The sequence below is a fragment of the Kribbella sp. NPDC050241 genome (genome assembly GCF_044459685.1).
Lineage (GTDB): Bacteria > Actinomycetota > Actinomycetes > Propionibacteriales > Kribbellaceae > Kribbella.
Genome location: NZ_JBITJE010000020.1, coordinates 43,829 through 69,832 on the forward strand (window position 1 = coordinate 43,829; position 26,004 = coordinate 69,832).

The 26,004-nt window shown below is 66.8% G+C and carries 26 protein-coding genes; 17 read left to right on the plus strand and 9 right to left on the minus strand.

The features are described from left to right. Positions 1–787: 787 nt before the first annotated feature. Positions 788–985, plus strand: a complete 198-nt coding sequence (locus ACIBG5_RS42455; RefSeq protein WP_396397783.1) for a hypothetical protein — start codon at positions 788–790, stop codon at positions 983–985. A gap of 55 nt (positions 986–1,040) precedes the next feature. After that, entirely contained in the window at positions 1,041–2,207 is a 1,167-nt protein-coding gene (tal, locus tag ACIBG5_RS42460) for a transaldolase (RefSeq protein ID WP_396397784.1), read from the plus strand. Between the two features lie 154 nt (positions 2,208–2,361). Here tal and ACIBG5_RS42465 read toward each other — a convergent pair whose 3' ends face one another. The 4 genes from ACIBG5_RS42465 to ACIBG5_RS42480 all read right to left on the minus strand — a co-directional run bounded on the left by ACIBG5_RS42465 (position 2,362) and on the right by ACIBG5_RS42480 (position 5,025). Next, positions 2,362–3,201 (minus strand): rod shape-determining protein, encoded by an 840-nt coding sequence (locus ACIBG5_RS42465; protein ID WP_396397785.1) that lies wholly within the window; start codon positions 3,199–3,201, stop codon positions 2,362–2,364. Next, a complete protein-coding gene (locus tag ACIBG5_RS42470) occupies positions 3,198–3,563 on the minus strand; it encodes a TraR/DksA family transcriptional regulator (protein WP_396397786.1) in 366 nt (121 codons plus the stop codon). The genes ACIBG5_RS42465 and ACIBG5_RS42470 overlap by 4 nt, the downstream gene beginning before the upstream one ends. A gap of 365 nt (positions 3,564–3,928) precedes the next feature. Continuing rightward, positions 3,929–4,279, minus strand: coding sequence for an ArsR/SmtB family transcription factor (locus ACIBG5_RS42475; RefSeq protein ID WP_396397787.1), 351 nt, complete (start codon positions 4,277–4,279; stop codon positions 3,929–3,931). A gap of 260 nt (positions 4,280–4,539) precedes the next feature. After that, positions 4,540–5,025 (minus strand): hypothetical protein, encoded by a 486-nt coding sequence (locus tag ACIBG5_RS42480; RefSeq protein WP_396397788.1) that lies wholly within the window; start codon positions 5,023–5,025, stop codon positions 4,540–4,542. Between the two features lie 310 nt (positions 5,026–5,335). On the opposite strand from ACIBG5_RS42480, the gene ACIBG5_RS42485 reads away from it, so the two are divergent. Then, positions 5,336–5,833 carry a DUF2505 domain-containing protein gene (locus tag ACIBG5_RS42485; protein WP_360450565.1) on the plus strand — a complete coding sequence of 166 codons (498 nt, stop codon included), beginning with the start codon at positions 5,336–5,338 and terminating at the stop codon, positions 5,831–5,833. Here ACIBG5_RS42485 and ACIBG5_RS42490 read toward each other — a convergent pair. Next, on the minus strand, positions 5,825–5,992 hold the full coding sequence (locus ACIBG5_RS42490) for a hypothetical protein (RefSeq protein WP_396397789.1): 168 nt from the start codon (positions 5,990–5,992) through the stop codon (positions 5,825–5,827). The two genes, ACIBG5_RS42485 and ACIBG5_RS42490, sit on opposite strands and share 9 nt — an antisense overlap. A gap of 40 nt (positions 5,993–6,032) precedes the next feature. Further along, positions 6,033–6,218, minus strand: coding sequence for a hypothetical protein (locus ACIBG5_RS42495; RefSeq protein ID WP_396397790.1), 186 nt, complete (start codon positions 6,216–6,218; stop codon positions 6,033–6,035). Positions 6,219–6,332: 114 nt separating this feature from the next. Between ACIBG5_RS42495 and ACIBG5_RS42500 the strand changes: the two genes are divergently transcribed. From ACIBG5_RS42500 to ACIBG5_RS42530, 7 genes are read left to right on the plus strand one after another with little or no spacing between them, the layout of a single operon-like run. Beyond that, complete coding sequence (locus ACIBG5_RS42500; RefSeq protein ID WP_360450560.1) at positions 6,333–6,701, plus strand: metalloregulator ArsR/SmtB family transcription factor; 369 nt, start codon at positions 6,333–6,335, stop codon at positions 6,699–6,701. An 8-nt stretch (positions 6,702–6,709) separates the two neighbouring features. Beyond that, positions 6,710–7,171: an NADH-quinone oxidoreductase subunit B family protein gene (locus ACIBG5_RS42505; protein WP_396397791.1), complete on the plus strand. Its 462-nt coding sequence runs from the start codon at positions 6,710–6,712 to the stop codon at positions 7,169–7,171. Then, a complete protein-coding gene (locus ACIBG5_RS42510) occupies positions 7,168–9,183 on the plus strand; it encodes a proton-conducting transporter membrane subunit (RefSeq protein WP_396397792.1) in 2,016 nt (671 codons plus the stop codon). Before ACIBG5_RS42505 ends, ACIBG5_RS42510 begins: the two co-directional genes overlap by 4 nt. Beyond that, complete coding sequence (locus tag ACIBG5_RS42515; RefSeq protein WP_396397793.1) at positions 9,180–10,118, plus strand: respiratory chain complex I subunit 1 family protein; 939 nt, start codon at positions 9,180–9,182, stop codon at positions 10,116–10,118. Before ACIBG5_RS42510 ends, ACIBG5_RS42515 begins: the two co-directional genes overlap by 4 nt. A gap of 5 nt (positions 10,119–10,123) precedes the next feature. Continuing rightward, on the plus strand, positions 10,124–10,768 hold the full coding sequence (locus ACIBG5_RS42520) for a hypothetical protein (protein ID WP_396397794.1): 645 nt from the start codon (positions 10,124–10,126) through the stop codon (positions 10,766–10,768). A gap of 31 nt (positions 10,769–10,799) precedes the next feature. Beyond that, on the plus strand, positions 10,800–12,293 hold the full coding sequence (locus ACIBG5_RS42525; RefSeq protein ID WP_396397795.1) for a proton-conducting transporter membrane subunit: 1,494 nt from the start codon (positions 10,800–10,802) through the stop codon (positions 12,291–12,293). A gap of 35 nt (positions 12,294–12,328) precedes the next feature. Then, positions 12,329–13,798 carry an NADH-quinone oxidoreductase subunit C gene (locus ACIBG5_RS42530; protein ID WP_396397796.1) on the plus strand — a complete coding sequence of 490 codons (1,470 nt, stop codon included), beginning with the start codon at positions 12,329–12,331 and terminating at the stop codon, positions 13,796–13,798. Between the two features lie 272 nt (positions 13,799–14,070). On the opposite strand, the gene ACIBG5_RS42535 is transcribed toward ACIBG5_RS42530, so the two are convergent. Next, entirely contained in the window at positions 14,071–14,433 is a 363-nt protein-coding gene (locus ACIBG5_RS42535; RefSeq protein ID WP_396397797.1) for an ArsR/SmtB family transcription factor, read from the minus strand. A 76-nt stretch (positions 14,434–14,509) separates the two neighbouring features. On the opposite strand from ACIBG5_RS42535, the gene ACIBG5_RS42540 reads away from it, so the two are divergent. The 5 genes from ACIBG5_RS42540 to ACIBG5_RS42560 all read left to right on the plus strand — a co-directional run bounded on the left by ACIBG5_RS42540 (position 14,510) and on the right by ACIBG5_RS42560 (position 21,775). Then, positions 14,510–15,184: a CBS domain-containing protein gene (locus tag ACIBG5_RS42540; RefSeq protein ID WP_396397798.1), complete on the plus strand. Its 675-nt coding sequence runs from the start codon at positions 14,510–14,512 to the stop codon at positions 15,182–15,184. Between the two features lie 14 nt (positions 15,185–15,198). After that, positions 15,199–15,948, plus strand: coding sequence for a GAF and ANTAR domain-containing protein (locus ACIBG5_RS42545; protein ID WP_396397799.1), 750 nt, complete (start codon positions 15,199–15,201; stop codon positions 15,946–15,948). Between the two features lie 270 nt (positions 15,949–16,218). Beyond that, positions 16,219–20,085 (plus strand): S8 family serine peptidase, encoded by a 3,867-nt coding sequence (locus ACIBG5_RS42550; RefSeq protein WP_396397800.1) that lies wholly within the window; start codon positions 16,219–16,221, stop codon positions 20,083–20,085. 141 nt (positions 20,086–20,226) lie between these two features. Further along, positions 20,227–21,315 carry a helix-turn-helix domain-containing protein gene (locus ACIBG5_RS42555; protein ID WP_396397801.1) on the plus strand — a complete coding sequence of 363 codons (1,089 nt, stop codon included), beginning with the start codon at positions 20,227–20,229 and terminating at the stop codon, positions 21,313–21,315. 241 nt (positions 21,316–21,556) lie between these two features. Beyond that, the gene (locus ACIBG5_RS42560) at positions 21,557–21,775 is read left to right on the plus strand and encodes a hypothetical protein (RefSeq protein ID WP_396397802.1); all 219 of its coding nucleotides are present in this window, start codon (positions 21,557–21,559) and stop codon (positions 21,773–21,775) included. Positions 21,776–21,798: 23 nt separating this feature from the next. On the opposite strand, the gene ACIBG5_RS42565 is transcribed toward ACIBG5_RS42560, so the two are convergent. Both ACIBG5_RS42565 and ACIBG5_RS42570 read right to left on the minus strand, forming a co-directional pair. After that, positions 21,799–22,605 (minus strand): ABC transporter permease, encoded by an 807-nt coding sequence (locus ACIBG5_RS42565; RefSeq protein ID WP_396397803.1) that lies wholly within the window; start codon positions 22,603–22,605, stop codon positions 21,799–21,801. Then, on the minus strand, positions 22,602–23,501 hold the full coding sequence (locus ACIBG5_RS42570) for an ABC transporter ATP-binding protein (RefSeq protein ID WP_396397804.1): 900 nt from the start codon (positions 23,499–23,501) through the stop codon (positions 22,602–22,604). The genes ACIBG5_RS42565 and ACIBG5_RS42570 overlap by 4 nt, the downstream gene beginning before the upstream one ends. Positions 23,502–23,652: 151 nt before the next feature. Here ACIBG5_RS42570 and ACIBG5_RS42575 point away from each other — a divergent pair, with 151 nt between their 5' ends. Together ACIBG5_RS42575 and ACIBG5_RS42580 are read left to right on the plus strand one after the other, a co-directional pair. After that, positions 23,653–24,816, plus strand: coding sequence for a sensor histidine kinase (locus tag ACIBG5_RS42575; protein ID WP_396397805.1), 1,164 nt, complete (start codon positions 23,653–23,655; stop codon positions 24,814–24,816). Further along, positions 24,813–25,487, plus strand: coding sequence for a response regulator (locus ACIBG5_RS42580; RefSeq protein ID WP_396397806.1), 675 nt, complete (start codon positions 24,813–24,815; stop codon positions 25,485–25,487). The genes ACIBG5_RS42575 and ACIBG5_RS42580 overlap by 4 nt, the downstream gene beginning before the upstream one ends. Positions 25,488–26,004 lie beyond the last annotated feature (517 nt).

A 26,004-nucleotide genomic window follows, 5' to 3' on the forward strand; every position in this document is an offset into this window, starting at 1 on the left:
GATCGTTGCCGTACCCGTCATCGCCACACGGCGGCACAGTTGTTACTGCACGAGCAACACCCGGACTTCGGCTCAACCAGAGCCGGACCCCGGCGGACTGCGGCTCGTGTGTATGACCGAGTCACGGGCCGTTCTTTCGGGATCCGCCCGCCGCCGCAAGGAGGTTTGTCGTGGACCAATCAGTCGTAACCCGCCTCGACGCGACCGACGCCAGGGTGCGGGGGAGCAGGCCATGAGGGCCTATCGGGTCGTCTGGGTGCTCTTCTGTGCAGTGCTGGGCGCACTGGGTGCAGTCATGGCGCTCAGTTGGTCACTCACAAACGTCATTTTGCTTCTCGTCCTCGCGTCCCTCACGGGCGCAGTCGTGGCCACGGTCGCTTTGGCGGACCCCGACGGTCCCACTCGGCTTCCACGGGACCGACGACGGATCGTGTCCGCCAGCACAGCCCTCGCTGCGGGTGGCACGGTCTCGTTCATCGGCCTGGGCACCCTGGTAGGCGCGGCGACAGCTGTTTTGCTGCTGGTCATCGTAGTTGGGGGATCGCCTTACGCGATTCGCTACTGCGTTCGCTGGCTCCGCGAACATGGCCACCTCGCCGACCCGCCGCCTCGGTCTGTCCGGCCGGATCGTGCCGACCGCCCGAGAGCGTCCGTGACGGCACCCATCCTGAAGACCGAACCAGACCAGGCACCCATGCCCCAGGTCGCGCCGGGTCTACTGAGCGACGAAGCCCTTTGCGTGGCCTGGCGGGCGAGCTTCTCGGCTCTGCAACGGGCGAGGTCGCCGATGCATCGACTGCGGATCGTCGATGAGCGCCGGGCGTATCTGGACGAGATCGAGCGCCGCAGCGCCCACGGCATGGCAGCGTGGCTGGCGTCGGGACCGAGAGCTGCGGGAGATCCCACCAGGTTCGTGCTCGGAGACGGCGCGGCAGGTCGCGCCCGCATCGAGTGGGACGACTTGCTCCACGACACGGACAAGTGAACAAACCACAACGCGACAGCTGCGTCTGGCGGATGCCAGGGAAATCGGGAAGACGATGACAAAGCTTCAACATCTCTACCGCCACTTCGGGCAGAGCCCCTGGCTGGACAACCTCACCCGTGCCTCCCTGCGTGACGGCACCCTGGAGCGCATGGTCGCCAACGGGGTTCGTGGCGTCACTGCGAACCCGACGATCTTTGCCAGAAGCATCATCGGCTCCCATGACTACGACGAACAGTTCGCTGAGCTGATCGATGCCGGCAGGTCGGTGGAGGAGGCTTACTGGGAGTTGGTCATCTCTGACGCCAGCCAGGCCCTGACAGTCCTTCGTCCAGTCTTCGATCGCGGTGATTGCGTCGACGGATTCGTGTCTGTGGAGGTGTCTCCAGCGCTGGCTCACGACGCTCCGGGCACGATAGCGGCCGCGCGCTGGCTGCGCCGGCGTATCGCTCAACCGAATCTGCTCGTGAAGATTCCGGCAACCGCAGAAGGCGTTACCGCCATCGAAACGCTGACCGCTGAAGGCAGCAGCATCAACGTAACTCTGCTGTTCTCCCTGTCTCGCTACGCGCAGGTCATCGAGGCCTATCTGTCGGGGCTGGAGAAGTTCACCGCGAACGGCGGTGATCCCTCGACTGTCAGCAGTGTCGCCTCGTTCTTCGTCAGCCGGGTCGACACCGAAGTTGCCCGGCGACTCGAGGCGCTCGGGACCGACGAGGCGCTGGCCCTGCGCGGCCACGCCGCAGTCGCGCAGGCCAAACTGGCCTACCGGTTCTTCACCAATGAGTTCTCCACAGCCCGTTGGCACCGGCTCGCCAGGATGGGTGCGGATGTCCAGCGGCCACTGTGGGCTTCGACATCCACCAAGAATCCCAAGGACAATGACACCCGCTACGTCGAGGAACTCATCGGCCCCGACACGGTCACTACCTTGCCCGAAGCAACCATCGCTGCCTTCGAGGACCACGGCACGATGGCTTGCACCGTGGACACCGGACTGCCGGAAGCAGTCGAAGTGATGGTGCGACTGGCGGCGGCCGGAATCGACATGACTGCTGTAGGCCGAACCCTGGAGGACACCGGCATCGCCGGCTTCGACAAGGCATACGAAGATGTGCTGGCGAAGCTGACCCACCTCGCGGCAGCCCCGCAGACACGTGGCCAGACCAGCGCGAAGGGTTCTCCGGATGCCTCTCGACGACGCAGCACCCGCCGCGGCTGAACCTATCTCCCTCGCCGGGCACGACGACACCCCGACCACGGCGCAACAGCCAGCGAGCTTGAGCCTGACCTCCGCCGTGATGTTCGTGTCCGACGTGGACCGGTCGGTTGCCTTCTACGCGGATCTGCTCGCATGGACAATCGCCGTCCACGAACTACGGGTGGTGACTTCGGACAGACTGTTCGGTACGGATCGAGGGGTGGTGGTCGGCGGCGACCATAGCCAGACCCGCGCCGCGGACGGCGGCGGACTGTGGTGCGGGAGCTGGACGCACTGGGGCCCCCAACAGTTTGGCAAGCCGGTAGGTGATCTCCGGGCGGAGCGCGCCGCCTCCGGTGAGGAGTGGCCCACGGTCCAATGCGTCGACAACCATCGCAGCGCAGTCAAGGCGCAGGAGATCAGTGACGACCGTGACGATCGACTCCACGAGCTCGGCAACGGTCGTGGTCGCGCCAAGATCGGATGTTCCCACGTCCAATCGCTGCGCGCACATCACGACTCCGTCGACCAGCAAAGCCACCTCCGTCAGGCCTGCTCCGATGTCCAGCACCAGTAGTGGTCGGGCCATGCCGGCGCCTGCTCCGAGCGCGGCGGCCTTCACGCTGTCGATGGTCAGCACGACCCTCGCATCGAGAACCTCCAGGGCGGTGCGGGCCACGCTGATGTGCTGATCAGCGGACAGGACCGGTGTGGTCAAGACAACCAACGAGTAGTGGCCGAGGCCAGCTCGGCGGCCGAGAAGGCGTTCGAGTACGCAGGCAGCCCCCGTGGGGTCGACGACGACGCCGCGGTTCACGGGACGACTGCCACCGGCAGCGCCCGACGAGGCGATCGTGGGATCGTCGAGGATCAAACCGTGGTCGGGCATCCACGCCCTGGTTCGGGCGCTGCCGAGGTCAATCGCTACGCCGGACGACCGCTGGCTGGCCGACCACGTACCGCGCCGCCGCAGCGCTCTCGTACGCGGGGACGGCGTACGCGGGGTCGGCGTCATGAGCCAGTCCCCTTGAGTTGGTGGCACGGGCCGCAGTACCGCGCGTGGGGCAGGATGCGCAGGCACGCCAGCGGAATGGGCCGGTCACAGAGGCGACAGCTGCCGTACTCGCCGGCGTCCATCCGGCTCAGTGCGGCGTCGACATCGGTGAGCACCATCTGGGCCGCCGCGGCAAGAGCGGCCAGCACCTCTTCACGTGCCTGTTGGTCGGCAGGCAGATCGTCGAGGCTTGGCCAGGTACCTGCGAGGTGGGCGAGTTGCTCCAGCCGGAACGCGCGCTCAGCACGAAGCGCTCCTCGGAGCGCGACCAGGTCCTCGGGATCTAGCTTGACTTCTTCGAGAACGGCGAACGTGTAGCTCAAGACTTCACAACCTTTACAAGGCATCAAAAGAAGAACGAAAGTAGACGCCGCTGCCGCCAACGGAGTCATCTGTTATGCACCGTTCGCCCCAGTTGCGCCTAGCCTCCAACCATGCCCGACCCCGACCGCGGTCACCATCGGGACCAGCACCCATTTATTCGAGGTGCTCAGTCATCTTGAGCCCGGCTTCGACAAGGCACCGGCGAACGTTCGCTTCGTGCTCGCCCGCGTTGGCGTCGGCGCGAACATCGGAAGCGCCCGACCTTTCCTACCGGGAGGTAGTAGTCGGCGTAAGGACTTCCGGCCTGTGTTCGTTCAGAGCACGGGTCGCGCCAAGCCGCGCTCACGTCGAGTTGTTGTGCAGGTCAACGATCAGGCTGGGGCGCGGCCAGTGGTTCCTGGAGATCCTCCAGCAGTTCGACCTGGCCGGACAGCATCCCGGTGAGGATCGTACGGGCGACTCTGAGCAGTTCTGTGATGTCGGGGCTCGTCAGCGAGTAGATCACCGTCGAGCCTTGCTTGCGGGTCGATACCAATCCGGATCGGCGTAGCACGGCCAACTGCTGGGACAGACTCGTCGCCTCGATGCCGACATCGGACAGTATTTCCGCAACTGAGTGATCGCGCTCGCTCAGCAGCTCCAGCACGCGGATGCGCGCGGGATGCCCGAGCGTCTTGAAGAACTCAGCCTTGACCTGATACAGAGGTCTGCTCACCCGACGCACCTCCGACTCGGCAGCGGGGGCGTCACCTCTCCGGCGCCGACGTTCCACAGCTGAAAATCTATCATTCCCTGCACATCTGATCACTTGCAGAACCCGTGAACCAGCTGCCGGCGCCACGCGGCTCAACTCGATGAAGCCGAGGCCCTCGACAACCCATGCCTCCGGCAGCGCGTCGAATTCGCCGCCGATCGCTAGCAGGTCGACCGCGGCATGCGAGGCGGGAGCGAGCAATTGATAAGACCTGTGGATCGTTACGATTGTCGATCGTTGTGGTTGTCTCGGACCTGTGCCATGAAGCGTGCCGTTGCTCGTGGATTCCGAAGCACGTGCAGTTTCGCGCCTGTGGCGTGCGTCGTGAGCGCGTTGATGAGGAGCGGTCGGTGCCGTCGGCGCCAGGACCACACCCAGAGCCAGAAATCGGCACGTTCCCGCGAGCGGCGCATCGCTTGCCAGGCGCAACGCGGAAAGGAGTAGTCGAGCAGGAGGACGGTGTCCGCCCTGTGGAGTCGGACGTCGAGGACATCGTAGGGCCCGAGGTCTCCGTCCATGATCCACTGGTCGGCGCGGGTGAGTTCGCCTTGAAGGACGGCCCAACGATCACGGGGAGTCGCTTCCAGGCCCGGTCCCCAGAAGTGCTTGTCGAGTTCGATGACGGGGAGCCCGGTCGCGGTGCCCAGGTTCGTTGCGAGGGTTGACTTCCCTGCGCCGCCACGGCCGAGGATCACGACGCGCTTCATGAGCGCAATCGTGCCAGAACGCTCGTCATCTCATCGGATCCCGCACCGGCTTCCACCCCTGACAGGCCGCGTGGACGGCGCTGCGCTCGACGAGATACCCGTTCTCGAAGCGCCCGCATTGCTCGGCGGGAACGACGCGATGAGCCTTCTCGCCTTTCGCGGGTGCGGTGACGAGCCCGGAGACAGTGATCACGCCGACGGGGAGGTTCGTGACTTGTTCAGTGAATGCGACCGTCCCTGGGGGCGATCGCGTCATTGCCCGACACAACGAATCGGTGCCTTGTGGTCGCACTCGGTGTAAACATGGATCATGGATCTGACTCTCGTCACCTCGTACGACGCCTCGCCGGAGGAGGTGTTCGCGATGATCACCGACGTCACTTTCCAGGAACAGGTGTTCGAGCGTCTGAGGGCGCAGTCGTACGACGTTGAGGTGGGGGACTCCGGTGACGATCGGGCGGTCCGAGTCCATTGGCAGACGCAGCCCGTGGATGTGCCGGTCGTGGCACGACGGCTCGTCGGTCACTCGCTGATCCTGGCGCAGAACAAGATCTGGCACCGGCCGGACGTCGACGGCGCACGGGAGGCTGAGGTCGACGGCGAGGTGGCCGGTGCGCCGGTGAGGCTGACGGGCAGGACGCGGATCACCCCAGAAGGACGAGGGACAACCCAGGCTTTCGAGCTGCACGTGACCGCGTCGCTTCCGGTGGTGGGCAAAGGGCTCGAGCAGGTCATGGCGGACGCGGTCCGGGTCAGGCTGGAGAGCAAGTTCGAGGTCGCGTGGTCCTGGCTGGCCGGCTCACTGTGAGGCCGCTGGGTCCGAGTCCTCGTCGGGCAACGGCCGAACGTGAACCCGGGAGCCTGCGGCCGCGGCTTGGCGGACGAGTTCGGTGACTCCGGCGGCGTCGGTCACGGTGCGGGTGGGCGCGTCGGGCTCGCGGGAGGTGTAGGTCACTTCATAGAGCAAGGCGGTCGCTCTTTTCGTGCGCTGGGCCGGACGCGACTGGTCAGACTTCTTCACCGGGCAGGTCGGCCGGAACGGTCACCCCGTTCTCCATGGCCAGCCGGAGGAGACTGTCGAGTTCGCCGGAGTAGATGCGCTCGGCGTCGAGGTCTCCGGCGTCCTGGGCGGTGCGGAGTTCCCGCCGGGCGGTGACGATCCGCTGTCGCAGTTCCTCGGTGAACGCGTCCATGGTCTCCGTCCGGCCGTGAGCTGTGCCCCTACCGTACACAAGAGTTGCAGAATTCTTCAATTCATGATCGCATGCATTGCGCATGACATGTAGTGACGGAAGGGCGGAGGCCTGGTGACCACACCGCTGCACCAGCTGAAGGCGGAGTTCTTCAAGACCCTCGGTCATCCCGCCCGGATCCGGGTGCTGGAGCTGTTGAGCGAGCGGGAGATGGCGGTCGGTGAGTTGCTGCCCGAGCTTCCGCTGGAGGCCTCGAATCTGTCGCAGCAGTTGGCAGTCCTTCGCCGAGCTGGCCTGGTCACGACCCGGAAGGACGGCTCGCAGGTCTACTACTCGTTGACCAGCCCGCACGTGGCCGAGCTACTCGCTGTCGCGCGAGTGATCCTGACTTCGGTTCTGTCGGAACAGGCGGAGCTGTTGGACGGTCTTCGCGCAGACGCGCTGGCGTCGGGTCGATCCCGGGTTCGGCGGGCGGTGCGATGAGAGCGCTCATGCGGAAGATCCGCGAGATCGGCCGAGTAGCAGAACCGGCGCCGGAGCGGGCGGGTTCGGGAGATGCCGTACTGCGTGGATCGGTCCAGGTACGGCATGTCGATGCCGGGTCGTGCAACGGGTGCGAGGTGGAGATTGGTTCGGCGTTCGGACCTGTGTACGACGCTGAGCGGTACGGCGCCCGGTTGGTCGCTTCGCCGCGGCACGCGGATGTGTTGTTGGTGACGGGACCGGTGACGCGGAACATGGCCGAGCCGCTGCGGAAGGCGTACGACGCGACACCCGCGCCCAAGCGAGTTGTCGCGGTCGGCGACTGCGCTCACGACTGTGGCGTGTTCGCCGGAGGATACGGGGTCGAGGGCGCGGTGGGTGAGGTGATTCCCGTCGACGTTGTGGTGCGGGGATGCCCGCCGGAGCCGTCGCAGATCGTTGAGGCGCTGCGGGACCTGACCGGACGATGACGATCGGTTGGGCGCTGCTCGGCGTACTGATAGTAGCCGGGCTAGGAGCGCTGGGCGCTGTTGCCGCCGGTCCGCGTCCGCGGGCCGTTGTGGCGGGCCTGTCGACGGCCGCGGCTGGGGCTCTCGGTGTGCTGGTCGGCGTACTCGCGATCAGTGGCGCGCCGTACACGGCGACGGTGCCGCAGTTGCTTCCGTTGAGCGAGGCAGTGGTCGCCGCGGACGCGCTCTCCGGAGTGTTCTGTGTGTTGATCGGTGGTGTCGCTGTCATCGCCGGGCTGTACAGCATCGGCTACACGGATCACGCGGGGGAGACCGGTGCGGGCTCGCGGACTGCTCAGGCTTTGTTGCCGCTGTTCGTGGCGGCGATGATCCTGGTTCCGGTGGCTGGGAACGTGACGACGTTCCTGGTGCTGTGGGAACTGATGGCGCTGACTTCGCTGGCGCTGGTGTTCGCCGAGCACCGGCTGCGACCGGCGGTGCGTGACGCAGGTGTCTGGTACGGCGCGATGACGCACGCCGGCCTGGTGGCGATCCTGCTCGGTCTGGTGCTCTTCGCATCGAGGGCAGGCAGTGAGTCGTTCGATTCGCTTCGTGAGGCTCAGATGCCGGCTACGACCCGGTCGGTGATCTTCGTGCTGGTGCTGGTGGGATTCGGCTCGAAGGCCGGCATGGTGCCGCTGCATGTGTGGTTGCCACGAGCCCATCCGGAGGCACCGAGTCAGGTGTCGGCGTTGATGTCGGCGGCGATGGTGACGCTCGGGATGTACGGCATCCTGCGAGTGGGCCTCGACCTCCTCGGCGGTGGCCCTCGCTGGTGGTGGCTGCTGGTGCTGATGCTGGGCGGCTTGTCGGCGGTGTACGGCGTACTGCAGGCAAGTGTCGCGGTGGATCTGAAGAGACTCCTGGGGTATTCGACGACGGAGAACATGGGCCTGATCCTGATCGGCGTCGGCGCGGGCGGCATGTTCGCAGCCGACGGGAATCGCACGCTCGCCAGCTTGCTGATCGGGGCCGCACTGCTGCATGCGCTGAACCATGCCGGCTTCAAGACGTTGCTCTTCCTCGGCGCGGGTTCAGTCGTGCGATCGACCGGCGTACGAGATCTGGACAGGCTTGGTGGACTGGTGTCGCGAATGCCGTCCACGACCGCCCTGTTCGGTCTCGGCGCGCTCGCGGCGGCCGCGCTCCCGCCGGGCAATGGGTTCGTCTCAGAGTGGATGCTGCTGCAGGGACTCATCCATGGTCTGCCTGGCGCGGACACCGTCGTAGCGGTCGCGATGCCGCTGGCGGTTGGCGTGGTCGCGCTGACTGCAGGACTGGGGGTGGCGACCTTCGTGAAGGCGTTCGGGGTGGGCTTCCTGGCTCGCCCACGCTCGGAGTCGGCGGCGGCCGCGCAGGAGTCGCCGTGGATCATGCAGGCGGCGATGGTTCTCGCTGCGGTCGCCTGCGCCGCCCTGGCGATCGCCCCAGCATCGGTCGGGCCGACGTTGACCAAGGTTCTGGGGACGCTGCCTACTGTTCACGACGGTGCGCCGATGCGAGGTGGCGTGACGCTGCGTCTGGTAGGTGTCGAGGCGAAGATGTCACCGCTGCTGATCTTGGTCGGTGTCTTGCTCGCGGCATTGCTGGTTGTCGTGCTGATCCGGCGCGGGCTGCCACGGCGTCGGTCGCTGGTGTGGGGCTGTGGCGGTACCCGCCTCGACCCACGGATGGAGTACACCGCGACGTCGTTCGCCGAGCCGTTGACTCGGGTCTTCGACGACGTACTGCGACCGGAGTACGACGTGGACGTCACGCACCATGCCGAGTCGCAGTACCTGATCGAGAGTGTGCAGTACCGGCAACGAGTCGATGATCGACTCGAAGCGTCGCTGTATCCACCGATCATCGCCGCCGGGACGAAGGCCGGCGGGGTCCTGAGCCGGGTGCAGAACGGCAGTGTGCACAGATATCTCGCGCTCGGGCTGGTCGGCTTGATCACCGTTCTCGTCGTCGTGGGGCTGACCACGTGAGCGTTGTCGGGGTGCTCATCCAACTCGTTCTGTTGGTTGTCGTGGCGCCGTACTTGGTCGGCATGATGCGGCAGGTCCGGGCCTGGCTCGAGGGCCGTGCGGGCGCTGGTGCCGGGCAGCCGTGGCGGGATCTGCGCAAGCAGTTCCGCAAGGAACCAATCTCGCCGGCAGGATCAAGCTGGGTGTTCACCGCTGCCCCGGCTGTGCTGATGGCGACGACGCTCGTGATCGCGGCGGTGGCGCCGTTCATCACCACGGTTTCTCCGCTGGGCGACGTCGCGGATCTCTTCGCCGTGGTCGCGTTGCTGCTGCTCGGTACGGTCGCGCTGGCCCTGGCCGGACTCGACACCGGTACGGCGTTCGGCGGGATGGGCGCCAGCCGTGAGATCACGGTGGCAGCACTGGCCGAACCGACAATCCTGCTCGCCGGGTTCGCGTTGTCCGCGCGGGTCGGATCCACGAATCTGTCCGCGATCGTGGAACGAGGCCAGCAGTCGCTGGCGAGCGTGCTGACGCCGGCGACCTTGCTCGCCGCGGTCGCACTCGCGGTCGTCGTGATGGCGGAGGCCGGCCGACTGCCGGTCGACAATCCGTCGACGCACCTGGAGTTGACGATGATTCACGAGGCGATGGTGCTGGAGTACTCCGGCCGTGACCTCGCCCTGGTCGAGTTCGCGTCGGCGCTGCGGCTGACGGTGTTGCTGGGGCTGTGGGCGAACCTGTTCCTGCCGTGGGGTGTTGCCACGACCGACTCGCCGGTGGCGTTGCTGATCGGTGTCGTGGCGTTTGTGGTGAAGGTCGCGGTGCTAGGAGTGGTTCTCGCGACCGGCGAGGTGTTCATGGCCAAGTTGCGGCTGTTCCGGGTCCCTGAGTTGCTCGCAGGCTCGTTCCTCTTCGGCGTCCTGGCCGTCTCGTCCTCCTTCTTCCTGGCGTGATCGCGATGACTCAGTGGCTCTATCTGACCTGCGGCGGCCTGCTCTTGTCGTCGGTGATGGTGCTGTGGCGGCGTGAGCTGTCGGCGATCGTGCGCCTTCTGGTCGTGCAGGGGATTCTGCTCGGCGTACTGGCAGGGATCCTCGCCATCCGGCTGGACAGCGTCGAACTGGTCGTGGTCGGGCTCGGAGTCCTGGCCCTGAAAGCGGTCGTGGTACCGGGGATCCTCCGCCGAGTGCTGCGTGACAGCGGCGAGGCGCGCGAGACCGAGCCGTTGATCAACGTGACCGCCTCGATCGTGGCGGCCGCCCTACTGATCTTGCTGGCGTACGCCGCGAGCCGCCCGATCGTGCGGCTCGCGCCTTCGGCGGAGACCCAGGCGGTGCCGGTTGGGCTGGCGATGGTGCTCCTCGGGTTCTTCGTCCTGGTCACCCGACGGCGCGCGCTGTCGCAGATCGTCGGATTCCTGCTGCTCGACAACGGTATCGCGACCACGGCGTTCCTGATCACCGGCGGTGTGCCCGGCATCGTCGAACTCGCGGTCTCGCTCGACGTGCTGCTCGTCGTACTCGTGTTGCAGGTCCTGACTTCTCGGCTGCGGGTCACCTTCGGCGGGACCGACATCGATGAGCTCCGGGAGTTGCACGACTGATGGCTGCACGACTTGTTCAGGGGGAGAACCGATGACCGCCGATCTCACCGGTGGCGCCGCCGCACTGCTGGTTGCCGCGCCTGTCGTTGCGCCCGTGGCTGCGGCCGGCGTCACGGTTCTGATGGGCTGGCGGCGTTCGGCTGCCGTCGCGACGATCTCGGCGGCCGCGGTGGTTCTCGTCGTGGGCGCTGGTACGGCGGCCTGGACCGCCGACGGCGGCGTCGTTGCTGTTGGCAATTTGCTGAGGATCGACGCCCTGTCCGGCCTGATGCTGATCGTCATCGGTGCCGTCGGCGTTATCGCCACGTGGTCCGGTCTTGGCTACGTGGAAGGCGAGCTGCGTGCGGGACACACCGACGCGACCGGCGCTCGACGGTACGGCGTACTCGTGCCCTTGTTCCTGGCCGCGATGGTACTTGCGGTCCTGGCGAACAACCTCGGGCTGCTGTGGGCCGCGGTCGAGGCAACCACGATCGTCACCGCCTTCCTGGTCGGTCATCGTCGCTCCCGGAAGGCGGTCGAGGCGACGTGGAAGTACGTGATCATCTGCTCGGTCGGCATCGCGCTGGCCTACCTGGGGACGGTGCTGGTCAACTACGCCGCGAAACAGGCAGGGATCGCCGGCCATGGGACCCTCGACTGGACCGAGCTCACGGCGCATGCCGCTGAACTGGACCCGGGCGTCATGCGGCTCGCGTTCGCTCTGCTGGTGCTGGGTTTCGGCACGAAGGCGGGTCTGGTCCCATTGCACAGCTGGTTGCCCGACGCACACAGCCAGGCGCCCGCACCGGTGTCCGCGTTGATGTCCGGGGTGTTGCTCCCGGTCGCGATCTACGCCTTGGCCAGGTATCGGGTCATCGCCGTCGAGAGCGTCGATCCTGGCTTCGTCCGCGGCCTGTTGCTCGCCGTCGCCCTGCTCTCGCTGCTGCTGGCAACCGGGCTGATCCTGGCCCAGCGGGACTACAAGAGGCTGCTCGCGTACTCGAGTATCGAGCACATGGCGCTGGCCGCGATCGGCGTCGCGATCGGTACGCCGCTGGCGATCGCGGCCACGCTGCTCCACATCGTCGGGCACGGTCTCGGCAAGGCGGTGTTGTTCTGCGGCGCGGGGGAGATCCTCGCCCGCGAGGGCACCACCCGGATCGACCGGGTCCGCGGCCTGTTCGTCCGCACGCCGCTGTTGGCCGGCGTGTTCGCGGCCGGGCTGGCCGCGTTGGTAGGCCTTCCGCCGTTCAGCCTGTTCGTCAGCGAGCTGGGCCTGATCCGAGCTGGGTTCGGCGCTGGGTTGGGCTGGGTCGCGGCCGCCGTACTGGTGCTTCTGCTCGGCGTCTTCGTGGCCGTCGCCGCCAAGGCTGCGGGCATGCTGTTCGGCGCCGAGTCCACCGGAACGGCGGGCGCTGCCCTCCGACCAGCAGCCGCGACACCGCTGGTGGCGGGTCTCGTGATTCTCGGAGTGCTCGGGATCGTCGATTGGCCGCTCGGGCCGCTGCTGCACACCGCCGGTCTGATCGTGGGGACGCGATGAGCCGGGACTCGAGAACCTATCCGAACCGCCGCCAAGTGGCCGTCACCGCCGCGACGCTGGCAGATCGCGCGACGGCGCTGCTCGACGAGGGCTATCGACTCGCTCTCATCGCCGCCCACGACGATCCAGATGCCTTCCGCGTGGTGTACCTGTTCGTCGCCGCACAGCCTGACCGTCGCGTCGAGATGGTCTTGACCACGAACCGATCCGCACCTCGGATCCCCAGCCTGGCGGCACTGTCGTTCCCGGCCGGAAGGTTCGAACGCGAGATGCACGACCTCTTCGGCATCGACGTGACGAATCATCCGCTGCCGCGCCGGCTGGTCCTGCATCAGCACTGGCCGGACGACTGGTACCCGATGCGCCGCGATGCCGGGACACCGCCGCACTTCGCGGACACCGATGAGCCGTATCCGTTTCTCACTGTCGGCGGGACCGGCGTGTACGAGATTCCGGTCGGACCGATCCATGCGGGACTGATCGAGCCTGGACACTTCCGGTTCTCGGTCGTCGGCGAGACCATCCTGAAACTCAAGGCCAGACTGTGGTTCGTCCACAAAGGGATCGAGAAACTTGCCGAAGGCAAAGTCATCGCGGACGCTCTGCCGCTGGCCGAGCGGGTGTCGGGTGACACCACGGTCGGACACACGCTCGCCTTCTGCCTCGCAGTCGAAGAGGCCAGGGACTGGCCGGTGTCGTCGCAGGCGCAGGTGTTGCGGGCGATCCTTCTGGAACTCGAGCGCCTGTACAACCACGTCACCGATGTCGGTGCCTTGTGCAACGACGTCGGCTACGGCATCGCCAACGCCCATGCCCAGCGGATCCGCGAACAACTGCTCCGCCTGAACAAGCACCTCAGTGGCCACCGTCTCCTGCGCGGCGCGATCACACCGGGCGCAGCCCATGTCCGTGCGCTGCCCGAACCAGGAATGCTCAGCGCGATTGCCGCCGACATCCAGCAGGTCGTCGACATCGCCCTCGACAACAGCGTCGTACTGGACCGGATGACCGGCACCGCCGTACTGACGCTCGACCAGGCCCGCGACATCGGCACACTCGGGTACGTCGCCCGGGCCAGCGGCAGTGACCACGACGCCCGCCGCGATCATCCGTTCACACCGCTGACATCCGGGGTCGCAGCGGCTGCCCACTCTGCCGGCGATGTCTTGGCGAGGCTCCTCACGCGCGTCGACGAAATCCACAGCTCGGTTGCCCTGATCACCCAGCTGCTAACCACCAGGCCACCTCTGAGCGCCGCGACGGCCAAACCCACCTGGCTCGCCGCCGGCCGCACGTCCGGGGTCGGCCTGGTCGAAGGCTGGCGCGGAACCGTCGCTCACCGGATCGAAATCGGCCCGGATAACACCGTGTCCCGGCTCAAGATCGTCGATCCGTCGTTCTTCAACTGGCCGGCCCTCCCAGTCGCACTCACCGACACGATCGTTCCCGACTTCCCCCTCACCAACAAGAGCTTCAACCTCTCGTACGCCGGGAACGACCTGTGATCCGCCGCCGACGACCGGCCCGCCCGATGAAGATCGAGACGGTCCAGCGCTGGGTTGCCTCCGTCATCCGGACCGCGGCCCGTTCAGTCCTCGCGACGGGGTACCGCCCTGATTCGACGCGCACATGAAGGCCGTCCTCCGACTGCCGAACGCGGAACCTGAGCTGATCGAGTCGGCCCCTCACGCGGCCTGGCGCCTACAGCGCCTCGCAGACTGAGCCCCGGAGCGCGGCCGCCCCGCCAGTTGGGGGGAGAGGCAGGGCGACCGCTGCTTCAGGGTGACCGGCGTCCGCTTCCTCCGACCGTCCCGACGGGCTCGCGCAAGTCCTCGAGCAGTTCGATCTGATCGGTGATGAGCTCGGTCAGTATCCGCCGCGCAACGCCAAGGAGATCTGCCACGTACGGCGTGGTCGTCGAGTAGATCACGGCCGCACCCTCCTTGCGTGCCGTGACCAAACCGGCTCGGCGTAGTACAGCGAGGTGCTGGGAGAGGTTGGCCGCCTCGATGCCGATATCGGGCAACATCTCGGCCACCGAATGGTCCCGTTGGCTGAGCAGCTCCAGGACCCGGATCCGCGCGGGGTGGCCGATTGTCTTGAAGAACTCCGCCTTGACTTCGTAGAGAGGCCGGCGCATGGGAGGAGCCTCCTCTCCGATTCCCTCATAATTGCAGACTTGCTAATCTTAGCAAGTCCGAAACGAGGTGGGAGTGATGCCGGAGCCCATCGTTGCCACGGTCATGAGCCGGTCCCCGGTCGTCGTGACCCCAGAGCTGACCTTCAAGCAGGTCGCGTGTGCTTTGCTCGCGTCCGACGCGGGCGTCGTGCCTGTGGTCCACGGCCGGATGCCGCTCGGCGTCATCACCGAGAACGACGTACTGCTGAACCTGGAGTTTCACGGTGGCCTCGATCCTGCCCCGCTGATTCTCGGAAGCGCGAGCCGCCGTCGGAGGCGAAAGGCCTGTGCCACGACGGCCTCTGAGCTGATGAGTTCACCGGCGCCGACTATCGCCTGCTCAGCGGGTCTGAGCGACGCAGTCCGTCGGCTCGGCACCCCAGGCTCTCCCGCACTGTGCGTGATCGACGAGATCGGACAGCTCGCCGGTCTGCTGGCGAGGCGCGACCTGCTCGCGATCTACCGGCGGTCCGACGACGAGCTCGCCGCCGAGATACAGGCGGCGGTGGAGCGCGATCGGTCACGCCCTGCGCGGGAGCCGGCTGAGCTGGCCGTTCACGTCGAGGCCGGAGCCGTCAGGCTCGAGGGAGCGCTGACGTACCGAAGCCAAGTGGAACACGCCGTCTTCGCGGCCTCCCGAGTCGCCGGCGTCATAGCTGTCCACAGCAACCTGACCTACGACATCGACGACATGCTCGTCACCGGCTTCTGAATGTTGGTGACACCGTGGCAGACGCGGACGGGATGAGCGGCATGGATCACGGGGATCTGCAGCCTGGGGATACGGATCCCGGAGGCGCGCCGCGAGCCGGCGATGACATTGTCGTCCGATTCGCGCAGCTGGCGCTCGAGTTACACGGATCCGACAGCATCGAGGAGACGGTCGTGCAGTTCGCGCTGCAAACGCTGCACTGTTCTCATGCGGGCGTCGCGTTGGTCGGCGAGCAAGGGCAGCCGGAGGTGTCGGCCGTCACCAGCCCGATTGTCGCTGAGGCCTTCCGGGCTCAATGGACCGCAGCCGACGGTCCGCTGGTGGAGGCGATGCGCAACCATGCGACAGTGCTCGTGGCCGACACCGCGACCGAGCAACGGTGGCCGGAGTGGGCCGCCAAGGTCCACGCCGCGGGCGTGCGCAGCGTGCTGGATGTGCCGCTGAGCACCATCGCGGAGACGGTCGGCGTTCTCGGCTTGTACAGCCTGACGCCAGAAACCTTCGGCCCTGACGACGAGGCAATCGCTCATCTGCTGGCCATGTATGCGTCGGTGGCTGTCGCGACCGCCCGCAACGAGCGCAATCTCATCTCGGCAGTCGACGCCCGGACATTGGTCGGCCAGGCGACCGGAATCCTGATGGAGCGGTACGGCATCGACGACGACCGGGCGTTCGCCGTACTCAGGCACTACTCCCAACACACCAACACCAAGCTGCGCGACGTCGCCCAACAGCTGATCGACACCCGGCACCTTCCTGACTGAGTTGGACGACTTGCGGCCCGTAGTTGCTCGAGAGCCAGGGCTGGCAGGCACGACCTGACAGAAGAGACGGACCGTGTCCTCGGCTCCTGCACGTTGGAGCTTGCCGAGGGGATGCCGTTCACCGGGGTGACTGCACCAGGACTCCCGCTGGCTGAGCACTTCTGTTCACGAGCAGAAGTGCTCGCCAGTGGTCCGCTGACACGCGACCCGATCTGTCCTAGCTTGAGCGGGCGCTCAACCCCTGACGCGCGGCGTCCCCAGGAGGAACGAATGAGCAGAACCTTGCCTGCGGCAATCCGGATCGGTGCTGCCGGAGTCGCCGCGGCCTTGGCGACCGCAGTTGTGCCCAGCACCACTGGGGCAGCCGCGCCGCCTGGTGTCCGGGCGGACACAAGCGTCGTAGCTCGGTACACCGTCGCGAACAGCTCCCCTGCGGGGGCTGCACTCGCCGGTGGTGCCAGCACAAGCGTCGTCGCTCGGCACACGGTCACGCTGCTCACCGGCGATGTGGTGAAACTGACGCGCTTCGCCGGTGGTCGGCAGGCAGCGACCGTCCAGCCGCCGGCGGACCGCAGCGACGTGGGCTACTCCACTCAGCAGGTCGGCGACGACCTCTACGTCATCCCGAACGACGCCGCGCCGCTGCTCGCATCCGGCACACTGAGCCGGGACTTGTTCGACGTCACCAAGCTGGTGGCGGCCGGCTACGACGACGCGAAGGCCGCATCCCTGCCGATGATCGTGCAGTATCGCGAGAACCGGATGCGCGCCCAGGCGGCGCCCACGCTGCCCGGCAGCAGCCGGGGCGCGATCTTGCAGAGCATCAACGCGGTCGGGGTACAAGGAAGCAAACGTCGCGCGCACGCGTTCTGGAGCTCGCTGAGCGGCAACACCGCCAAGCAGCTCGGCAACATCAAGCGGGTCTGGCTGGACGCCAGGGTCAAGGCCGACCTCCACGAGAGCGTCCCGCAGATCGGGGCGCCGCAGGCCTGGGCGGCCGGTTATGACGGGACAGGAGTCGACGTCGCGGTCATCGACACCGGTATCGACGCGTCGCATCCGGACTTCGCGGGCAAGATCGCCGCCAAGCAGAACTTCGTGCCCGCCGGTGCACCAGGCGGCGGCGACCCCGCCGACGTGACCGACCGGGTCGGGCACGGCACACATGTGGCCTCGATCATCGCCGGTTCCGGCGCAGCCGACGGCGGCCAGGACAAGGGCGTCGCGCCAGGCGCCGAGCTGATCGTCGGAAAGGTATTCGACGACAGAGGCAACGGGACGGCATCAACGGTCATCGACGCGATGGAGTGGGCCACCCAGACCCAGCATGCCCGGGTGGTCAACATGAGTCTCGGATCGAACCAGCCGAGCGACGGTACAGACCCGTTGAGCCAGGCCGTCAACGACCTCACCGCGCAGACAGGCGCGCTGTTCGTGACCGCCGCGGGCAACGCGGGACCGGGCGAAGGAACGGTGGCGAGTCCCGGCGCGGCCGACGCAGCGCTGACCGTGGGCGCGGTCGACAAGTCCGACCACCTCGCCGACTTCTCCAGCCGCGGCCCGCGGTCCGGCGACTACGCGATCAAGCCCGAGATCGCTGCGCCCGGCGTCGGCATCGTGGCGGCCCGAGCCGCCGGGACGCCGCTTGGCGACGCGGACCCGGTCGGCCAGAACTACGCGCGGATGTCCGGCACGTCGATGGCCACGCCGCACGTGGCGGGCGCGGCCGCGATCCTCGCGCAGGAACACCCGGACTGGGCGGCGGCCCAGCTCAAGCCGGCCCTGATCAGCACCTCCAAGGACGATGGCTACAGCGTCTACCAGCAGGGCGCCGGCCGCGCTGACGTCGCACGAGCGTTCAGCCAGCAGGTCTACGCCGACCCGGGCACGCTCAACCTCGGCTACTTCCGCTTCCCGCACACCGCCCAGGCACCTGTGACGAAGCCCGTGACCTTCCGGAACAACAGTTCGTCCGACGTGACGCTGAATCTGTCCCTTGACGTCACCGGCCGGAGGTACGGCGTACCGCCGGCCGGCATGTTCACCGTCAGCCGGCCCGAGGTGACCGTGCCCGCGCACGGCTCCGCCGCGGTGACTGTGACGATCGATCCGAACGCCGGCCAGTTCGACCTGTACGGCGGCTACCTCACCGGTACGGCCGGCGACATCGAGGTCCGTACGTCGATCGGCGCCTACGTCGAGCCGGAGATGTACAACCTCACGGTGCCCGCGATCGCCCACGACGGCCGCCCGGCCTCTTCCTTGAGCCAGGTCGAGCTGTACAACCCGACGCTCCCCGGAATCTCCGGGACGCACTTCCAGATCCAGAACTACTTCGACGGCGTGACGCCGACGTTCCGGGTCGAACCGGGCACGTACAGCCTGATGGGCTACATCTTCACGATGGACGAATCGAACGTCTTTTACCGCTCCATGGCTCTCGTCGGCCGGCCACAACTGCAGGTCACCCGCGACATGACTATCACGTTGGACGCGCGGCCGGCACAGAAGCTCGTCATCAACACTCCCAAGCCGAGCACCTCGGACGGGGTGCAGGTCGGCTACCACCGCAAGCTGTCACCGGACACGAACTTCGACAGCTCGTTCACGCTCCGAGCGCCCTTCGACCAGGTCTACGCGGTGCCGACCGCTCCGGTGACCGACGGAGAGTTCGAGGTCTACAGCAGGTGGACGCTCGTCGCGCCACCCATCCAGATGAGCGTCACCAAACCGCAGACGATGCCGCTTGATCCGCTCTTCATGATCAACTCCGCACCGGTCGACGGGACGTTCCGGCAGCCACTCATCTACGTCGGCCAAGGCGCACCGCAGGACTACGCAGGCAGGAACATGGACGGCAAGATCGCATTGATCCAGCGCGGCACGAACACTCCCTCCGGCCAGATCCAGAACGCGCAGAACGCCGGCGCGGCGGCCGCTGTCATCTTCAACAACGCGCCCGGCCTGCTGTACACGCAGGCCGGCGACCCGGGCACAGTCCGCATCCCCGCCCTGACCATCAACCAGGACGCCGGCCGGTCGCTGGTGAACCTGCTGCAGAAGCAGCCGGTCACCATCCAGTACTCCGGCACCTCACAAAGCCCCTACCTGTACTCCCTGATGCTGCCCAACACCGGCCGCATCGCACCGACCCAGACCTACGACATCAACAGCAAGAACACCGCGCAGATCGATGCCGCCTACCACGCGGACGGCCCCAACCAGCTCGGATCGGACGACTACATCGCCTGGCGCCCGTGGACGAGATTCGGCTACGCCGTCGCCCGGCCGTTGCCGCATCCGATGCAGCGCACCGAATGGGTCAGTGCCTCACCCGACACCCAGTGGACGCACACGGCCTGGTCCCAGCCCGTTGGCAACGGCCAGTCCGAAGGATTGGCAACCGCGTACCGGCCGGGCGGCCGGACTGCCGAGAACTGGTTCACCCAACCAGCCCGTCCGGCCATACCGATCGGGCTGACCGGCTGGGAGGACTACGGCGCACCGGCATACCGCGAGGGCGACGCGTTCACCCTGCTCCTGTTCCCCTACGTCGATTCCGAACAGCATCACGGGTTCACAGCGTTTGGAACCGACACCACCGACACCAAGCTGTACCAAGGCGATCAACTGCTCGGCCAGAGCAACAGTCCGCTCAACCAGTTCCCCGCGGTGCCTGGACCGGCCACCTACCGGCTCGTGTCGAACCAGCAACGCAAGGCGCCATGGTGGACGTATGCCACCGACGTCTCGACGACCTGGACGTTCCAGTCGTCCACTCCGGCCTCCGGCCGGCAAATGCTCCCCCTCGTCCAGGTCAACTACAACCTGCCGCTCGACCTGCTCAATCGAGCGCCGAGCCGCACCTCCTACAACTTCACCCTCGACGTCGGCCATCAAGCCGGCATCGACGGGCCGGCAATCACCGCCGTACACGCATTGGCATCCTTCAACGACGGCACCAGCTGGCAGCCAATCAGCCTGGTACGGACCCCTTCCGGGCAATTCCGCGCCACTGTCCACCACCCGAACAAGGCCGACAGCGACGGAGCCGTCTCGCTGCGAGTCACCGCCACGGACGCGGACGGCAACAGCATCGACCAGACGATCCGGCATGCCTACGGTCTGAAGCCCTAGACCAGGTCGCACCTGGTCTCCGGGTGCCCAGCGAGATTGCGTCGGCGCAGGCGCATCTCGCTGGGCTGTTGCCCGAACTCGGCCCCGGCCTACCTGACGGATGGGCATTACTCGACTGAGTGGTCTCGATAGGGGCAAGATATGCGTGTGTTCACCACGGGATCTCTCGCCGCGGTCGGCATCAACGAGATCGCCGAGAGTGTCTACCGGACCCTGCTGGCACAGCCCGGATGCACAGCAGCAGACCTGTGCCGGCAGCTGTCGGCGGACACTGGCACCATCGACTCGGCATTGACGGCTCTGGCCCGCAACGGACTCATCGAGAAGTCGCTCGACACGCCGACCCGATACCTGCCGGTCGCGCCTGATCTCAGCCTCGAGGTGCTGATCATGCGCGCGCAGGAGGAACTCGACAAGGTCCGCGCGCTGACCAAGCAACTGACCGACAACTTCCACCGCGCGCGGTCACCACACGCACCCGAACTCGTCGAGGTGGTGACCGGCGCCGCAGCTGTCGAGCGACGGTTCGACGACATGCAGCGGCGCGCCAAGCGTGAGGTGAAGGTCCTCGACACTCCACCGTACGCGGCCGAGGCGGGCAGGCCGAATGATGTCGAGCTTGAGGGACTGGCCCGCGGTGTCGCCTATCGCGGCATCTACGCCCGCGCAGCCCTGGACGCTGGACCCGGCGTGATCAAAGCGATCGCCCGCTACGTGGCCGCTGGTGAGGAGGCCCGACTCATCAACCATCTGCCGATGAAGCTGGCCACGATCGACGATGAGCTCGGGCTCCTGCCCCTCGATGTCGACCAGGACGACGTCAGCCGGTGCTTCATCATCCGGCCGTGTTCGTTGCTGGACACGCTGCTGTTTGTCTTCGACACCCTCTGGGAGCTCGCTACGCCGCTCACATTTGAGACAGGCGTGCCCCTCCTCCACGACAAGTCTGCGAATCAGTTCAGCAACCTCGACAGGCAGATCCTCAGCCTGCTGGCGGCCGGCATGAAGGACCAGGCAATCGCCCACCACCTCGGCCTGAGCTACAGCACCACGCGACGTCACATTGCGGATGTTTCGGCCCGTCTGGGTGCCGAGACGCGCTTCCAAGCGGGTATGCAGGCTGCTCGGCTCGGCTTGGGCGGCGCAGATTCCGACCGCCAAACGGGCGTCGAGGTCCCAACCCGTCGAACTGACCGGGCCAAGGCTGGTGGTGTCGGCCCGGAGGTTTAGTCCAGCGCGTTGAGAATGATCGTCATCTCGACGGTCTTCGCCTCGTCGGTAGTGGAACAGCATCATCCAGCATTTTGGCGCTAGGCGCGGTGGCCTCGGCCATCGGAGCCATCCTGTCATTGCTGCCTTCGCCGGCCCCAGTAGACAGCGTCATCTGTGTCGGGGGTGCACGTTGGTGCGGGCTGGGTTGGTCAACTGGTCTGAGGCGGGGGAGGCGATCGATCAGCATCAGGATCAGCTGATGTTGGTGGCTCGTGATCATCGGCTGTCGCCGGTGGGGTTCATCGGCGTCGGGCGGGATGGTCAGGCTCGGTCGGTGAGTCCGGTGTCCGGCTTCGACGGCCAATCACGCGGTCACGGCGCCTGGGGCGACAGCTGGGCGGCGGGCACGGCGGTGGCGGCCACCAACGACGTACGAGATGTCACCGTGTGGTGGCGTCGTAGTTGCACCACACGGTGACATCTCGGGTGCGGGCGGCGCGGTCAGGCGGATTTCACCTCGCGTCGGAGCAGCCGTACGACGCCGAGAGCGAGTGGCACGACTACCCAGATCGTCCCGGCGACCGCGATGTGCGCCCAGTCGCCGCCCTGGAACGTCTGCTGATCGAAGGCGGGTGCCATGGCGGTGTTGACGTCGAGCCAGGGTGCGGCGTTCTCGAGTGCACCGACCATCGAGAAGAGCACAGTCCACGCGATCGGAATCACGTAGTACAGCACGATCGCGGCGGCGGTGTTCATCAGCAGCATGCCGAAGGCGAAGCCCTGCACGATGCCGATCAGTTGCACGGCGAAGAAGTCGCGGACGTTGGCGGCTCCAACGTTCCAGCTGCCGGCGCCGTCCATGAACGCCATCCCGGCCAGGTTGCTCAGGGCTGCGACGCCGAGTGCCACGACGACGGCGAGCAGGCCGACCAGGGTGACGGCGACCAGCTTGGCGACGGCGATACGGAGCCGGCTCGGTTCGAGGGTGAAGGTGACCAGGCCGGTGCGCTGGCTCCATTCGGCGGTGACGGCGAGGATGCCGAGCACCGGGAGCAGGATGCTCTGTGGGGTCGCGGTCGCGCCGACGAAGTTCACGAACGTCAACTGGTCCGGATCGGCGACGAACAGGAACACGACGATGACGGCAACCGTGATGAGGCCGATGGCGGTGAGCAACCAGAAACCGGCCCGGGTGTCGACAAGCTTGCGTAGCTCGACTCGCAGTAGGCGGGTGAACGGGACTCGCGTCACGCTCGGATCCGGGGACGCGTCAAGGTGGAACGGTGCTTGGTGGGTCGCGGTACTCATGCGGTGACCTTCTCTCGTGCGTCGTCAGCGGTGAGCTGCAAGAACATGTCCTCAAGTCCGGCACCGTCCGCGACACGCAACTCGGTGACGACTACGCCGTGCCGCGCGGCGGCCGTGGCGATCTGCTCTCGGGTGGCATCCACGACGTACGCGCCGTCGGGCTCGATCTGGTAGGCGTAGCCGGCGATGTCGAGGCAGCGCGCCAAGGCGTCTGGGTCGACGCCGCGGACCAGGGTGCCGGCGGCGTTGAGCAGTTCTGCCTTGCTGCCGTCGGCCACGATGACACCGCGGCCGATGACAACCAGGTGGTCGGCGACGACCTCGATCTCGTGCAGGAGGTGCGAGGACAGCAGGACCGTCCCACCGCGGTCCGCGAAGCTCTTCAGGAGCCCACGCATCCAGTGGATGCCGGCCGGGTCGAGTCCGTTGGCCGGTTCGTCCAAGATCAGGACCTGCGGGTCGCCGAGCAGGGCGTGTGCGATGCCGAGCCGTTGCCGCATGCCGAGGGAGTAGTTGCCGACCCGGCGGTCGCCCTCGTCGCCGGACAGGCCGACGATCTCGAGCATCTCGTCCACCCGTGAGCGGCGTAGTCCCATGACGGTGGCGCCGAGGCGAAGGATCTCGCGTCCGGTGCGTCCGGTGTGCTGGGCCGAGGCGTCGAGAAGGACCCCGACGTGCCGTCCGGGATTGGGGAGCTGGGCGTAGGGGACGCCGAGGATGGTGCTGCGACCCGCGGATGGCGGGGTCAGGCCGGTCATCATGCGCATTGTGGTCGACTTGCCGGCCCCGTTGGGACCGAGGAAGCCGGTGACGGATCCGGGCTGGGCCTGGAAGGACACGCGGTCGACGGATTGGTGTGCGCCGTAGCGTTTGCTGAGTTCTTCGACTGTGATCATGAGTCGAGGCTGGCGCCGTTGGTAGGCCCGGCACATCGGCCGCGGAGCTAGGTCCGGAAACCACGGGATAGACATGTGTAGCCCGCGGTAGGGGGTGGGGCTGGTTCGCGGTCCCTGCCCTGAACCGCGCGCCTCCCGTACCTTGGGGAAGGTGGACGCCATTCAAGCCGCGCCACCACCTCCGCTGAGCCGCTGGCAGTCGACGTGGCGCTACCTCTTCGCCATCATCACCGGCGCCGGCTTCTGGACAGCAACGTTCTACAACGCCTACGGATGGAACTTCGCTCCGTACCTGGCCTTGGATCTCGCCCTCGGCATCGTCAGCGTGGTGTTGATGCGCTGGCGACGGCGGCGTCCGTTCGCGATCGCCCTCCTCGTCAGCGCCATCGGAGGTGTTTCCTCCGCTGCATCGGGGGCTGTGGTCGTTACCGCCATGTCCTTGGCAACCCGTCGGCGGTGGCGAGAGATCGTGCCACTGGCGGTGGTGGGAGTCGTCGCATCCATCGTCTACTTCGAGACCCAGCCCGGTCAGGCGGCGTTGGCGATCTCAGTGCTGTTCACGGTGGTCTTCGTGAGCGCGGTCATTGCCGCCGGCATGTACGTCGGGGCACGCCGCGACCTGCTCGCCACACTGCGGGAACGAGCGGACCGCGCCGAACGGGAGCAGAGCTTGCGGGTCGGACAGGCGCAGGCCAACGAGCGGGCGCGGATCGCCCGTGAGATGCACGACGCACTGGCCCATCGACTCTCGCTGGTGGCATTGCACGCGGGTGCACTGGAGTACTGCCGAAATCTGAGCGACGCCGAGGTGTCCAAAGCGGCCGCCATCACCCGCAAGAGCGCCTACCTCGCGCTACAGGATCTGCACGCGATCCTCGGAGTACTGCGAACACTCGAAACCGATGCACCACCGGAGCGTCCACAACCGACGCTGGCCGACGTTCCGGCGCTGGTCCAGGAGGCCATCGGGTCCGGCACGAGAGTCCGGTTGCACAACCAGGTCGACGACCTGGCGGGTCCGCCCGAAGCGATCGGACGCGGCGCGTACCGGATGATCCAGGAGAGCCTGACCAATGCCCGCAAACACGCGCCGGACACCGCCGTCGACGTCACGCTCACCGGTCGAGCGGGCGGGCAGCTGATGCTCGAGGTCCGGAACCCGCTGCGGCTGGGCTCCGCGGTGAGTGCGACACCCGGCTCGGGTCTTGGCCTGCTCGGACTGACCGAGCGTGCCGAGCTGATCGGTGGCCGCTTCGAGCACGTGAAGTTGGACGGAGACTTCGTGGTCCGCGCCTGGTTGCCGTGGCCGGCATGAACAACCCTCCGAGCGGTCGCATCCGGGTCGTGATCATCGACGACGACGCATTGGTCCGCACCGCACTCGCGATGATCCTGCGCGACGACGCCACCATCGAATTGGCCGGCGAAGCCGACGACGGCCAGACCGGGCTCGACCTCATCGCGCGGGCCGCGCCCGACGTCGTACTGATGGACATCCGAATGCCACGACTGGACGGTCTCGAGGCCCTCGCCCGGCTGATGGGCCAAACCACGCCGCCCAAAGTGATCGTGCTGACAACGTTCGACGCCGACGACCACGTACTGCGGGCACTGCGCGACGGAGCCAGCGGATTCCTCCTCAAACACACCCCACCCGCGCAGATCGTCGAGGCAGTACACAAAGTTGCCGCCGGCGACCACATGCTCTCTCCCAGCGTGACCGCCCAACTGATCGCCCGGCTCGGTCAGGACAATCCCGAGCCCCAGCGGGTCCTCGACGCGCAGTCGCTGACCCAGACCCTCACCGACCGCGAACGCGAAGTGGCCGTCGCGGTCGGCGAAGGCAAGGTCAACGCGCAGATCGCCGACGAGCTCTACCTGAGCATGGCCACCGTCAAAGCGCACGTCTCGCGCATCATGGTCAAGCTCCAGGCCACCAACCGCGTGCAGATCGCGAACCGGATCCACGACGCAGGCCTGCACTGAGTCCATCAACTGCCCGCTGAGCGGATGCGTTGAGCCCGAGGGCAAGCGACGATGGAGTCGCGCTGGCGGCGCAACTTGCCCGGTTGACCCGCCATTCCATGACACTCATGCCACGAGCCATGGCACGCCAACACCCGGCGGACCGGCGTCAGGAGGCTGGAATGCCTGCTGACCTGCGTGTTCTTGTACAGCGGGCGGGGACTCGAACCCGCGACCCAGGAATTATGAGAGTCCCGCCACTTGCCACCCTGGGCAACTTCACACTGCAGGGCTTCGGAATCCGGCCCCTCTGACAGACTCGACCCACTCTGTTAGACACGGTTTCATGGCGCGAACCGCGACCAGCGGGCCGCCGGGCTCAGTGCTGGCATGCGATTGACCCATTTCCATGGGGAGCGCGGTAGCTGCCAGCACATGACTAGCTAGTGCCGCGCGTCGTTAGTTGATTTACGGTTGGTGGTTGGGATGATGAGGCATGGCCAATCGTCCTGCTGCTGCGTTGGTGTTGCGTGAGGGT

Bases quoted from the DNA above. Each gene is read 5' to 3' on its own strand.
- ACIBG5_RS42570 (WP_396397804.1), bottom strand. From the start codon at position 23,501: ATGATCACAGTCGAAGAACTCAGCAAACGCTACGGCGCACACCAATCC.
- ACIBG5_RS42560 (WP_396397802.1), top strand. From the start codon at position 21,557: ATGTTGGTGGCTCGTGATCATCGGCTGTCGCCGGTGGGGTTCATCGGC.
- ACIBG5_RS42465 (WP_396397785.1), bottom strand. From the start codon at position 3,201: ATGACGCCGACCCCGCGTACGCCGTCCCCGCGTACGAGAGCGCTGCGG.
- ACIBG5_RS42480 (WP_396397788.1), bottom strand. From the start codon at position 5,025: ATGAAGCGCGTCGTGATCCTCGGCCGTGGCGGCGCAGGGAAGTCAACC.
- ACIBG5_RS42495 (WP_396397790.1), bottom strand. From the start codon at position 6,218: ATGGACGCGTTCACCGAGGAACTGCGACAGCGGATCGTCACCGCCCGG.
- ACIBG5_RS42540 (WP_396397798.1), top strand. From the start codon at position 14,510: ATGCCGGAGCCCATCGTTGCCACGGTCATGAGCCGGTCCCCGGTCGTC.
- ACIBG5_RS42580 (WP_396397806.1), top strand. From the start codon at position 24,813: ATGAACAACCCTCCGAGCGGTCGCATCCGGGTCGTGATCATCGACGAC.
- ACIBG5_RS42555 (WP_396397801.1), top strand. From the start codon at position 20,227: ATGCGTGTGTTCACCACGGGATCTCTCGCCGCGGTCGGCATCAACGAG.
- ACIBG5_RS42525 (WP_396397795.1), top strand. From the start codon at position 10,800: ATGACCGCCGATCTCACCGGTGGCGCCGCCGCACTGCTGGTTGCCGCG.
- ACIBG5_RS42505 (WP_396397791.1), top strand. From the start codon at position 6,710: ATGCGGAAGATCCGCGAGATCGGCCGAGTAGCAGAACCGGCGCCGGAG.
- ACIBG5_RS42455 (WP_396397783.1), top strand. From the start codon at position 788: ATGCATCGACTGCGGATCGTCGATGAGCGCCGGGCGTATCTGGACGAG.
- ACIBG5_RS42510 (WP_396397792.1), top strand. From the start codon at position 7,168: ATGACGATCGGTTGGGCGCTGCTCGGCGTACTGATAGTAGCCGGGCTA.
- ACIBG5_RS42485 (WP_360450565.1), top strand. From the start codon at position 5,336: ATGGATCTGACTCTCGTCACCTCGTACGACGCCTCGCCGGAGGAGGTG.
- ACIBG5_RS42550 (WP_396397800.1), top strand. From the start codon at position 16,219: ATGAGCAGAACCTTGCCTGCGGCAATCCGGATCGGTGCTGCCGGAGTC.
- ACIBG5_RS42565 (WP_396397803.1), bottom strand. From the start codon at position 22,605: ATGAGTACCGCGACCCACCAAGCACCGTTCCACCTTGACGCGTCCCCG.
- ACIBG5_RS42520 (WP_396397794.1), top strand. From the start codon at position 10,124: ATGACTCAGTGGCTCTATCTGACCTGCGGCGGCCTGCTCTTGTCGTCG.
- ACIBG5_RS42535 (WP_396397797.1), bottom strand. From the start codon at position 14,433: ATGCGCCGGCCTCTCTACGAAGTCAAGGCGGAGTTCTTCAAGACAATC.
- tal (WP_396397784.1), top strand. From the start codon at position 1,041: ATGACAAAGCTTCAACATCTCTACCGCCACTTCGGGCAGAGCCCCTGG.